The organism is Gemmata obscuriglobus, from assembly GCF_008065095.1.
GTDB classification, from domain to species: Bacteria; Planctomycetota; Planctomycetia; order Gemmatales; family Gemmataceae; genus Gemmata; species Gemmata obscuriglobus.
Genome location: NZ_CP042911.1, coordinates 1762672 through 1773749, shown reverse-complemented (window position 1 = coordinate 1773749; position 11078 = coordinate 1762672). Strand labels below are relative to the sequence as shown.

Annotated in this window: 10 protein-coding genes; all 10 read right to left on the bottom strand. The window is 71.1% G+C overall.

What is annotated here, in order from left to right; all coding sequences use genetic code 11:
• Window positions 1–74: 74 nt before the first annotated feature.
• On the bottom strand, window positions 75–1100 hold the full coding sequence (locus GobsT_RS07395; RefSeq protein ID WP_010034444.1) for a GDP-L-fucose synthase family protein: 1026 nt from the start codon (window positions 1098–1100) through the stop codon (window positions 75–77).
• A gap of 67 nt (window positions 1101–1167) precedes the next feature.
• Complete coding sequence (locus tag GobsT_RS07390) at window positions 1168–2049, bottom strand: glycosyltransferase family 2 protein (protein WP_010034447.1); 882 nt, start codon at window positions 2047–2049, stop codon at window positions 1168–1170.
• Window positions 2046–2618, bottom strand: a complete 573-nt coding sequence (locus GobsT_RS07385; RefSeq protein ID WP_010034450.1) for a DapH/DapD/GlmU-related protein — start codon at window positions 2616–2618, stop codon at window positions 2046–2048. The genes GobsT_RS07390 and GobsT_RS07385 overlap by 4 nt, the downstream gene beginning before the upstream one ends.
• Window positions 2615–3736: a glycosyltransferase family 4 protein gene (locus tag GobsT_RS07380; protein WP_010034453.1), complete on the bottom strand. Its 1122-nt coding sequence runs from the start codon at window positions 3734–3736 to the stop codon at window positions 2615–2617. Before GobsT_RS07380 ends, GobsT_RS07385 begins: the two co-directional genes overlap by 4 nt.
• 9 nt (window positions 3737–3745) lie before the next feature.
• Complete coding sequence (locus GobsT_RS07375; protein ID WP_010034456.1) at window positions 3746–4927, bottom strand: glycosyltransferase; 1182 nt, start codon at window positions 4925–4927, stop codon at window positions 3746–3748.
• The gene (locus tag GobsT_RS07370; protein WP_010034459.1) at window positions 4924–6021 is read right to left on the bottom strand and encodes a glycosyltransferase family 4 protein; all 1098 of its coding nucleotides are present in this window, start codon (window positions 6019–6021) and stop codon (window positions 4924–4926) included. The genes GobsT_RS07375 and GobsT_RS07370 overlap by 4 nt, the downstream gene beginning before the upstream one ends.
• A complete protein-coding gene (locus GobsT_RS07365) occupies window positions 6018–7229 on the bottom strand; it encodes a glycosyltransferase family 4 protein (protein WP_010034460.1) in 1212 nt (403 codons plus the stop codon). The genes GobsT_RS07370 and GobsT_RS07365 overlap by 4 nt, the downstream gene beginning before the upstream one ends.
• Entirely contained in the window at window positions 7226–8692 is a 1467-nt protein-coding gene (locus GobsT_RS07360) for a hypothetical protein (protein WP_109571229.1), read from the bottom strand. Before GobsT_RS07360 ends, GobsT_RS07365 begins: the two co-directional genes overlap by 4 nt.
• Window positions 8689–10005, bottom strand: a complete 1317-nt coding sequence (locus tag GobsT_RS07355) for a glycosyltransferase (RefSeq protein ID WP_033197780.1) — start codon at window positions 10003–10005, stop codon at window positions 8689–8691. The genes GobsT_RS07360 and GobsT_RS07355 overlap by 4 nt, the downstream gene beginning before the upstream one ends.
• Window positions 10005–11075 carry a glycosyltransferase gene (locus GobsT_RS07350; RefSeq protein WP_010034471.1) on the bottom strand — a complete coding sequence of 357 codons (1071 nt, stop codon included), beginning with the start codon at window positions 11073–11075 and terminating at the stop codon, window positions 10005–10007. The genes GobsT_RS07355 and GobsT_RS07350 overlap by 1 nt, the downstream gene beginning before the upstream one ends.
• Between the last annotated feature and the right edge of the window lie 3 nt (window positions 11076–11078).

The following is an 11078-nucleotide window of genomic DNA, read 5'->3' as shown; positions in this document are numbered from 1 at the left end:
CAACCGTTGATAATGCTCTGTCAATTTCATCGCTTCGTGCGGCGGGTGCCAACTCGGGCACACGGCAACGATGGTCATCGTGGGTGCGTGGAGGCGAGCGCCGCGAGCGGTTCGGTGCCCAGCGGCGCCAGGGCCCGCGGCGCGGGCGGGAGGGGCGTCTGTGTCGCCCGGAGCTGCTCGTACCAGACGATCGTTTCGCGCAGGCCGGCGCGGAACTCGGTGCGGGCCGACCACCCGAACCGCTCGCGCGCCCGGGTCGCGTCCAGGCACCGGCGCGGCTGGCCGTCCGGCTTGGTGGCGTCCCAGCGCAGTTCGCCGTCGAAGTGGCACAGCTCGCAAATTAATTCGGTCAGCGCGCGGATGGTGATCTCGCGCCCGTTCCCGAGGTTCACCGGGTCGGGGCGGTCGTAGCGCTCGGCGGCGAGCACGATGCCCTCCGCCGCGTCCCGGACGAACAGGAACTCGCGCGACGCCGCCCCGGTGCCCCACACGTCGATGTGTCCCAGTCCGGCTTCGCGGGCGTCCACAACCTTCTTGATGAGCGCCGGAATGACGTGGCTCGACTTCGGGTCGAAGTTGTCGCCCGGCCCGTAGAGGTTCACGGGCAGCAGCGCGATTGCGTTGAACCCGTACTGCTGCCGGTACGCCTGCGCCTGGACCAGCTGCGCTTTCTTGGCGATCCCGTAGGGCGCGTTCGTTTCTTCCGGGTAACCGTTCCAGAGGTCGTCCTCTTTGAACGGCACCGGGGTGAACTTCGGGTACGCGCAGATGGTCCCGATGTTCACCATCTTCTGGACGCCGCGCTTGCGCGCCTCCTCCATGAGCATGATGCCCATGACCGCGTTCTGGTAGAAGTACAGCCCGGGGTTCTCGCGGTTCGCGCCGATCCCGCCGACCACCGCCGCGAGGTGGATGATGAGGTCCGGCTTGTGGTCGTCGAGCATCAGTCGGACGGCCGTCTGTTCGGTTAGGTCGTACTGCGCCTTGCGGGGGGCGATGAGTTCGCCGGGCCGGCGCTTGCGCACTTCCGCGCACACCGCCCGACCGAGGAACCCGGTACCACCGGTGACTAGCACCCGCCGGCCCGATAACGGACCCATCATGGGATCTCCTGAGTCGGCGCCGGGGCGGACCGGTGGCGCCGGTGAGCGGCGTGTGGCGTCGGTGCTACTTGCTATCTACTTGTCGTTGAAGCTCGTACATTTTTGCCCGGACCGCCGCGATGTAGTCGGCCCTGATGCGGCTGGCAACTAACCCGGGCCGGCCCTCCAGGAAGCCCAACCGGACGAAGTAGTGGTAGGCGAACCAGATCAGCGATTCGCACGGCAACCGGAGCACCCACCTCTTCAGGAAGCGGCGCCGCTCCTGCGCGTTGCCGAACAGGCGCGGCGCGATCGGGGCGTCGCCGTACCGCCCGGTTGTCAGGAACGTGTGGCGGAGTTTGGCCTCCCAGGTCGAGTACTTGTTGTGCCGGTCGAGGTACGCGTTCAGCCCCTTGAAATCGTCGTGGATGAGGGGCGTGCGCAGCGTCCCAACCGCACCGTCCACGATCACCCGCTCGTGAACTTCCATGTCGAGGGCGGTGGTCGCGTCATCGACCAGCCGCTCGAATCGGGCTCTGCCGAGCCGCACCAGGAGGACCGCGGCGAAGGAGAAGCCGCCGAACCGGAACCGCCGGCCGAGGAAGTGGAAGCCTTTCACGATCAGGAACCCGTTGGGCGCCTGCGGGTCCGCGACCGCGGCTCGGATCTCGTCCCACAGCGCCGGGGGGACCTCTTCGTCGGCGTCGAGGAACAGCACCCATTCGGTTGCGATCGGGACCGTGTCGAGCACCCATTGCCGCTTCTTCGGGTAGCCGCCGGTGTAACGGAACTGGACGACTTCGGCCCCAAGCTCGGTGGCGACGGCGGCCGTGCGGTCGGTGCTGTGCGAGTCCGCGACGATCACCCGTCGGGCGGGGCCGAGCGCGGTGAGGCACTTGCGGATGTTGATCTCCTCGTTCCGCACCGCGACGACGACCGTGACGGGTAGTGTGGCTCGGGCGGTCATTTCAGTTCCCGGCGCTTGACGAACCGGGCCGGGTTCCCCGCGACGACCGTCCCGGGCTCGACGTCCTTCGTGACGACCGCGCACGCGCCGACAACGGCACCCGCGCCCACCCGCACCCCCGGAAGCACGAACGCCCGCGCGCCGACGAAGGCGTCGTCCCCGATGACGATCGTACCGACGATCAGGGGCAGGTCCGGGTGCGTGAAATCGTGCGTCCCGCCGCACAAGTACGCGTGCTGCGCGACCGTGCAGCGCGCCCCGAGCGTGACCCGGTCGAGGTTGTAAACCTCGCTCCCCGGGCCGAGACACGCACGGTCTTCGAGCGTCAGCAGCCACGGCATCTTGACGACCGCGGACTGCGACACGAACGGCGTCCCGCGCACCGTCGCCCCGAACGCCCGCAGCAGGAACACGCGCCAAAACGAAAGCGGCTTGGGGGTGGGCCGGAACAGCGTCAGCCAGACGAGCCCCCACAGCGCCAGACGGGCGCGCACGCCGAGCGACCACGGCGAGGCGTAGGCGGTGGCTTGTGGCATCGTCCGCAGTTCGGTTTGGGACAAGTTCGTCATTCGGAGAGCACTTCTTCAAAGTCCCGGAGGTGGGCCGCGGCCACGCGCGGGAGCGTGTGCCCCGCGGCCCGGCTCGCCGCGCGGCCGGCGATCTGCTCGCGAAGGGCGGGGGCGCCGAGGAGCCGGCCGAGTTGCCCGGCCAACCGCCCCGCCGGGTCCGGGCGGCGGTGGTCGAACACGACCCCGGTCGCGCCGTCGGTGATGAAGTCGCGGAAGCAGGCGAGGTCGGAGACGACCGGGGGCAACCCGGTGGCCATCGCTTCCAGCGGCGCGACGCCGAACGTCTCCCCGGCTTCGGCCAGCGACGGGTAGCAGAACAGGTCCGCGGCGCGGTACTCGTTCGCCAGCCCGACGCGGTCGAAGATCGGTTCGACCAGCTCGACCGCGCGGCCGGCCGATTTGGCCGCGAGCGCGGACCGGTATTCGCCCCCGGCCCCGCCTTGCGCGACGAGCCACGGGCCGACGATCCGCAGGCGCGCCGGGAACCGCACCGGGTCCAACCGCGCGAACGCCTCGACCAGCAGGTCGAGGCCCTTCTCGGGGTGGATGCGCCCGGCGAACAGCACCGTGGGCTGGGGCTTGCGCGGGCGCTTCTCAGCGGGAGGCGTGAACCGCCCGTCGGCCGGGTACGGGACGACTCGCACCTTCGCGAGCAGTTTGGGGCGCTCTTCGGCGATCGCGTCACGGACCGCCGAGGACGGCACGTTCAACCGGGCGGCGCGGTCGTACAACCGGAGCTGGCCCTTCGGCATCCGGGCGACGTGGACGACGACCCGCCCGACCCCGCGCCGGAGGTGGGCCACCACCGGCCCCCAAAAGCTGTGCGTGACGAGGACGTCGGCCGGGGGGAGCAGCCGCTGCATCTGGAGCGAATAGCCCAGATCCTTTACGAGATTCGGGAGGAGCCGCGGACCGGCCGTGAACCCGGTCCGACGAACGTACCGCACCCCCTTGACGGTCTCCTCGGCCTTCTGCCCGGCGCCCGCTTTGCAGAGGACCGTGACCGTGTGGCCCTGTGCCGCGAACTCTTCGGCCAGCCCGTGCCAGACCCGCTCGACGGCCCCGCCGGGGGCCGGTGGGAACGGTTGAAACGGCCCGCCCAAGATGGTGATTCGCACGGCGGGCGCTCACTTTGTCAGTGTGCGGTAGAGGTCGCGGAGTCGCGCCGCCACTGCGGCCCAATCGAAGACCGCTCGCGCGTACTCCCGGCCGCGGGTCCCGGTCGCGGCCCGCCCCGCCGGGTGCTCCAACAACGCGTCGAGCGCGGCGGCGAGCGCGTCCACGTCGCGGGGAACGACCGCCCCCGCCTTCGCGGCCACGACATGGGGTGCGATCTGAACCTGGTCGGACACCACCACCGGGACGCCGCGGGCCATCGACTCGGCGACCACGAGGCCAAAATTCTCCTGGTGGCTCGGCAGCGCGAGCACCGCCGCGCCGTCGAACAGTTCCCACCGGTCGGGCGAGCGGACCGGGCCGAGAACGCGCACGCGCGCCGTCAGCCCGAGCCGCTCGATGGTTCGCGCGATCTCGTTCAGGTAGTCCGGCGCCGACCCGTCGGCGCCGCCGGCGATCACGAGCGTTGCGGACCGCGTGAGCCTGGCGAACGCGGGCAGGAGCAGGTCCGTCACGCCCTTCTTGGGGTGCATCCGCGACAGGAAGAGGACGACCGGCGGGCCGTCGGCCGGGAGGCCGCACCGCTCGCGCAGAGCCGCTCCGCGCGTCGGAGCGGTCCACGCGTCGGGGGCAACGCCGAGCGGCTGAACAACCACCGGGGCTTTCAGCCCGCGGTACAGGCGCAGTTCGGCCGCCTCGTCGTCGCTGGTGCAATGGAACGCGGCGGCCGACCGGACGTTCGACCGCTCGAAGCCGACCCAGTACGCCGCTTTCATCAGCCGGTTACGCGCCCAGGTGTACGGCGACAGCGTCCCGCACGGGCGGTACACAACGGGCACGCGGTGCCGCCGGGCCGCCCGGCAGGCCGCGTAGGTCGAGTGCAGCCACGCGGAATGAACGTGGACGACGTCGTAAGACCGAACGTGCCCGTCCAACCATCGGGCGAGGGGCGCGGAGTGCGCCCAGCGCGCGCCCGTTCTGCGACTGACCGGGAAGAGGCGTAGTGGGGTGTTCCGTGCGGGCCACTGGGATGCGTCGTACGCGCCCGCGCCATCGACGTCTGTGGTCGCCACGTCCGCGGTGACGCCCCCGAGCGCGTTGAGGGCTTCGCACATCGGCACGATGGCGGCGCTCGGGCCGCCGTACCGCGGCGCGACGGCGGGGATCACGTGGAGGATGCGGAGCGGCGTCATCGGAGGAACCGACCCAGGATGTCACCGAACCGCTTTCGGAAACAGGAGAAGCGGAAGTGCTCCGCCCACCGGCACCGCGCGGCCGCGCCGAACCGCTCAGCCAGCTCCGGCTCCCTCAATAGTCGAATGACGCGGTTCGCCAGTTGCCCCGGTGCGTCCAAATCGACCGTGAATCCGGTTCCGCCGTCGAGCACGACCTCGGGGGCGGCGTCGTGCACCGACGCGACGACCGGCAGCCCGTGCCGCATCGCCTCGATGTACACGATGCCGAACCCCTCCCCGCGGCTCGGCATCGCGAACGCCGTGGCGCGTGCGTACAACTCGTCGATGCGCTCTTCGGTCGCGAACCCTTCGAACACGATGCTCCGGCCGGCACCGCTCTGCGCGGCGAGCGCCTCCAGGGCCGCTTGCCCCGGCCCGCGCCCGACGATCCGGAGCGTGGCGCCGGGCACCGCATCGACGACCGACGGCCAGGCCGCGATCAGGTCGCGGTGGCCCTTGTCGCGGTCCGCGACCATGCGCCCGACCACAAGCACTTCTGCCGAAGCGGAATGGCGCGGACGCGCCGGCGGCGCGCGATCGGTTTCCGTCGCCAGCCAGCACACGTCCGCGCGATCGAACCGGCCGTGAACTAACTCGGCTCGGCGGCGGGTGTAGTCCGAGTTGAACATCTGGACGGTCGCGGCCTTCGCACTCGACACCCAGGCGGGTTTGGCGCCTTCCCAGATCTCGATGCCGTGGAGCGCCGTGAGGTGGGGGCGTTTCAGCCCCGGGAGGCGGCGGAGTTGACCGAGGTTGCAGGTGTCCGTGATGAGGTGCGTGCCGCGCGTCCGGAGCGCGTGGCACGCCATCCGCAACCGCGAGCCGCCGGCGCACCGGACCGGGGCGCCGACGTCGGCGGCGGGGGCCTTGTCGTGCAAGCTCAGGAGCGAAACCGTCGCGCGGTCGGCGAAGTCTTCGAGGAGGACGCGGCCCATCAGCCGGGCGACGCGCTGGATCCCGCCGGACCCGGCGTCCAGCGAGGTCGCCGCGAACAGAACCCGCGGCCGCTCCGCTCGCGCGCGGGCGGCGGGGAGTGGGTCGGTTGGGGTCATCGCGCGTGTCCGATCGTCCCGGCTTCGGGTGCAGCGCCGGCAGAGGGCTTCAGCCGGGTCAGGCAGGTGAGGAGGCCGGCGGTGGCGTGTTCGTAGCTGTAACGGCCGACACGCGCTTCGCCCGCCCGCCCCCACGCCGCGAGCGTGCTCGGGTCCGCGAGGGCCGCGCGCAACCGGGCCGCGAGGGCGCCGACGTCGCCCGCCGGGAAGGTGCCGCCGGTCTCGTCGTCGCGAACGAGGTCGGGGCCGCACCCGACGTGCGAACTCACGATGACCGGTCGGCCGAGGCACATGGCCTCGTTGACACACAGCCCCCAGGTCTCGCCCGACCCGTAACTCGGCAGGACGACGAGGTCGGCCGCGGCATACGTTCGGGGCATCCGCGACTGATTCTGAAACGGCGCGAAGAACACGTTCGGAACACCCGCCGCCGCGCGGCGCAGCTCGGGCTCTTGCGGCCCGTTGCCGACGAACAGCAGGGATGCTCGCCCAGGCGCGGCGCGCCGAAACGCTTCCAGTAGGTCGAGCGGCCGCTTCTTCGGTTCGAACTTCCCCGCGAACAACACGACCCGGTGATCCCCCGGGATGCCGAGGGCCGCTTTCCACTCGCGCGCTTCCGGTTCGGCGGTCACGCGGCTCCGGGTGAACCGGTCGTTGTCGACCGCGTGCGGGCAGAAGACGAGTTTGTCCTCCGGGACGCCGTGAAGTCGGTAGTATTCGCGGTTCGCCTGCCCGACGGAGAGGAACGCGGCGAACCGGCGGAACACGCGGGCCAGCGCCGCGCGCTTGAGCCGCGCCTTCAACCCCGACCGCGGAACGAGCCGGTGCGAGTCGCCCCTGAGGATGAGCGGGTACCGCGGCCGCGAAAGGAGGAGCTTCGCGAAGGTCGCGTAGTTGTAGCCCAGGCACAGGACCGCGTCCGGCGCGAACGGCTTGAGTCGCGCGAGCAGGCCGGGGTTGTCGATCCCCCAGAACGAGTTCGTGCCCGGCCGGCGGCTGCGGTTCGGGACGAACTCGTGTTCGTACCCGTCCAGCAGGGGGAGGTCCCAGGTCACACGAACCCCGAACGTGGGATCGACCCGCCCCGAGACGCCGAAATCCCAGAGGTAGAACACGCGCACCGCGAGCCCCGACCGTTCCGCGAGGTGGCGGAACCACGGGGCGTAGTACTGCACCGGGTGCGTGGTGACGATCGCGAGTTTGGTCACGCGTCTCCCCCCGCGGGCGCGAGCTCGAGGCACGCGGGCCGCTCCGGGACGCGCTCGCCGTTCGGGGTGCTCCGCATCAGCACGAGTCCGACGGCCAGGAGCGCCAGCGTCCCTTGCACGAGCGACGTCACCGCGACCCCGGCGGTCGCCTCCGTTTGCAGGAACGCGGACAGCACCAGGAAGCCGAACAGCCCCGGGAACGAGGTGACCGGCACGGTCGCCCCCCACCGCGCCGCGGTCCCGGTGGCCGTGCCGGTCAGCACCGCGAGCGCCAGAACCCCGAACCAGCCGAAGTTCGCGTACGACTCCGCGAGCAGCCCGAACCCAATCGTCGTGCTGAGGGTCTGGCTGCGCGTTTGCAGCCCGTAGTGCGTGGACAGAATGTACGTACCTTCGTGCGACCATGGCTTGTCGGTGCTCAAGAACCGCGGCAGCACGAGGGCCGGGATGATCTCGTAGGTCGAGCCGTTCAAATGTTCGACCTGCGACGGGCTGTTGGTCTGAACCAGCAGGATCATGTGGATCACCGAGGCCCGGCTCAGTACGGAGGAGCCCTGCGGGCGCTCGGCCGCGGTCGGGTCGAAGCGCCCCGACACGAACTCGCCCACCCCTTCGCTCACCCACTCGGCGTAGAACTCGACGTAGCCCGGGAACGGCTTCGGCGACTCACCCCAGTACGCCTTTCGCATGCCCCACTTCCCGCTGTGGAGCACCGCGAAGACCACGAACGCGACGATAATCAGGCGGTACGGGACCCGCCCGCGGCCGAGCGCGAACGCGGCCGCCGTGGAGAAGGTGAGCATCGCGACCCCGTGGATGATCAGCCCGCCCGCGTCCAGCAGCATGTAGACGACGAGCAGCCCCGCGAACGTGGCCTTCACGTTCATGCTCAACTGCTGCCGGCCCCACTGGAACGCGAGCACCACGGCGGACAGGATCGCAAGGGCCAGGGTGCCCATCCGCAGCGCGCTGTGGACCGTTCCGGGGAGGGACACCACCATCCACGGGAGCGGTGACAGGAACACGCACCCGCAGCCCAGAAACGTGAGGAACACACCGCTACGGGCCTCCGGGAACCCCCAGTAAGCGCGCGGCACGCGGGGCCGGCTCGCGGTCAACGTCCACCAGACCCCGGTGCCGAGCAGCAGGTACCCGATGACCGTCGCGGCGGCCGTGAGCTGGTCGCCGGTCGAGTAGTTCTGCACCGCCTGGTGGCCCTGGACCAGCGGCAGCGCGCACGTCCAGATGTACGTCAGGCAGACGATGGGATAAATGGGCAGCCCGCACGCGTGGCCCCGCGCCCAGAGGTACGCCGGGACCGCGGCCGCGGCCGCGATGAGGAACCCGGCGGCGGTCCCCACCGAGACGACCGACTCGGCCGCGACCAGCCCGCCTAGGGCCAGCACGGCGGCCCCGCCCCAGAACAGGCGGATGAACAGCGGGTTGGCTTTGGGGTCGATCATCGGGGGCCGGTTCGGTGGGGCGAGGGGAGCGCGGAGTCGAACGCGCGGCACAACACCCGGGTCATTTCGCGCGCGGTGTAGGGCGCGAACGCGGCCCAGTCGGTGGGCGGTTCGGTGCCGGTCGCGGCGAGCAGGCGGCCGAGCGCCGGCGCGAGGCGGGCGGCGAGGGCCTCGGTACTTTCGCCCGACGCGAACGGCACCACCTCACCGGCCCGGCACGCGGTGATGACCGCGGCCGCCGGGCTGTTCTCGTGGAGGACCGCCAGCAGGGGCCGCCGGGCCATGATGTACGGGTACACCTTCGAGGCGCTGTAGCTCGGGTCGTCCGAGCCGACGACGAGCAGCGCGCCCGCGGCGCGCAGCAGCGACACCCCGCGCAGGTACGGCAACCGGTCGGTCTGTTCGGTCACCACGGCCGCGAGCCCCGCGGCCCGCGCAAGCGGGCGAACGGATTCGCGCGCCAGCCCCTTCTTCGCGTAACTCGTCCCGACGAAGTGCATGCGCACGCGGTCCGCACGCGCGTCCGAGCGGCGAACGGCCGCAAAGGCGCCGAACAGCCCGCGCAGGGCCGGGGCGAGGTCCGCGCCGCCGCGCCCGAGGTACACCCAGTGCCGCAACCCGTCCGCGGGGTCGAACAACCCGTGTTCGATCTTGCGTTCCGCGACCACCTGAAAGTCGCTCGCCGCCGCCGCGAACGGCAGCACCGTGTAGCGCTCGGCGGGGACATCGGGGTAGCGCGCCCGGAGCGTATCGGCGTACGCGGGCGAAACGGTCGCAACGTGCCCGGCGTGTCGCACCACCGTCGGCTCGGCCCGCCGGGCGCCCCACTGTGCGAGCGCGTAGCGGAGGCGCCCGCCCGGGGGGGGCGTGCCCGTGCGGGAGTAGTAGTCGCTGACCCACGGGTCTTGGAGGTCGATTACATACGGCACGCCGAACCGCCGGAGCCAGCGCGGCCCGAGCTTCATCGCGGAGAAGATGGTGGTGGAGAAGAACACCAGATCGAACCGCTCGCGCCGCAGCAGTTCCGCCCCGGCGGCCGCGAGCCGCCGACCGGCGCGGAGCCAGAGGCCGCCGAACCCGACCGCCCGGGTCAGCCAGGCGGGAACCGCGGGCACGCGGGTGACCGCCTGCCCCGCGGGGAGCGTCCGCGCGAGGTCGGGGTCCAGAAAGCCTTCGACTCCGGACGGGTCGACGGCCAGCACGTGCGCGTCCCAGCCGAACTCGCGCAGGTGCGGGAGCGCCATCCGCACCCGCTGGCAGTCCGGGGCGTTTACTGGCGGAAAGTGCGGACTCACGATCAGTACGCGACGCATCAGGTCACCTGCCCGGTCAGCGAGCGGGTTCGTGGCCCGCCCCGTGCGGCTTCGGTGTACAGGCGCTCGTATCGGGAAATCACGCGTCCCGCTGAGAACGCCGATTCGGCCCGCGCCCGGCACGCGGCGCGGTCGATCTCACCGACCCGGCGCGAGGCGACCGCGAGGGCCTCTTCGGTCTCGGCCAAAAAGCCCTCGGTCCCGTTGCGAATGATTTCGGGCAGTGCGCCGCGCGGGCAACTGATGACCGGTGTCCCGCAGGCCAGCGCTTCGGCGAACACGATCCCGAACGGCTCGTTCCACTGGATCGGAACGAGCATCGCCGCCGCGCGACCGAGCAACTCGTTCTTCTGCGCGTCGTTCACGGGTCCGACGTACTCGATCCCGTTCCGCCCGAGGTGCGGCTGAATCTGTTCGCGCCAGTACCGCCCGTTCGGGGTGTCGTCGGACGCGTGGTTCCCGGCGATCACGAGCGGCCGGCCCGCGCGTTTCGCGACCGCGATGGCGACATGGGCGCCCTTGATGTGTTCGACCCGGCTCAAAAAGACGAACGGCGCATCGGCAGGCACGCTCGCCCGGAAGGTGTACTTCGTGAGATCGACGAAATTCGGGACCGCGTCCCAGGTTCCGCCGGCCCGTCGCCCGATTGCGCAGATGTACCCGCTGCACCCCGTGAACCGGAGCGTTCGGCCCGCGAGGCGCTGTGCCCATCGGGTCGTTCGCAGACTCGGGTTGCGCTGGTAGGACATGACCTTCGGCAGCCGCCCGGGCAACAGAGGGAGCAAGTACATCAGCCGCGAGAAACTGTGGACCACGTCCGGCCGGAACGCGTTCACGGCTCGCGCGAGGGCGCGGGTGTTTCGGACCGTGTCGCGCAGGTTCTGCGAGGCGGCGCCGGGCCACGGGAAGAACGCGTCGACCGGCGCGGTGGAACCCCGGTGCGCCGCCAGTCCGACGGCGTGGCCGCGCTCCCGCAGACCGGCCGCGAGGTCGGCAACGATCCGCTCGATCCCGCCGTAGGTGAGCGGCGGGACCGGGATCTCGGGGTCGGCGGTGAGCAAGACGCGCATGTG

Bases quoted from the DNA above. Each gene is read 5' to 3' on its own strand.
- GobsT_RS07395 (WP_010034444.1), bottom strand. From the start codon at position 1,100: ATGGGTCCGTTATCGGGCCGGCGGGTGCTAGTCACCGGTGGTACCGGG.
- GobsT_RS07390 (WP_010034447.1), bottom strand. From the start codon at position 2,049: ATGACCGCCCGAGCCACACTACCCGTCACGGTCGTCGTCGCGGTGCGG.
- GobsT_RS07385 (WP_010034450.1), bottom strand. From the start codon at position 2,618: ATGACGAACTTGTCCCAAACCGAACTGCGGACGATGCCACAAGCCACC.
- GobsT_RS07375 (WP_010034456.1), bottom strand. From the start codon at position 4,927: ATGACGCCGCTCCGCATCCTCCACGTGATCCCCGCCGTCGCGCCGCGG.
- GobsT_RS07370 (WP_010034459.1), bottom strand. From the start codon at position 6,021: ATGACCCCAACCGACCCACTCCCCGCCGCCCGCGCGCGAGCGGAGCGG.
- GobsT_RS07360 (WP_109571229.1), bottom strand. From the start codon at position 8,692: ATGATCGACCCCAAAGCCAACCCGCTGTTCATCCGCCTGTTCTGGGGC.
- GobsT_RS07355 (WP_033197780.1), bottom strand. From the start codon at position 10,005: ATGCGTCGCGTACTGATCGTGAGTCCGCACTTTCCGCCAGTAAACGCC.
- GobsT_RS07350 (WP_010034471.1), bottom strand. From the start codon at position 11,075: ATGCGCGTCTTGCTCACCGCCGACCCCGAGATCCCGGTCCCGCCGCTC.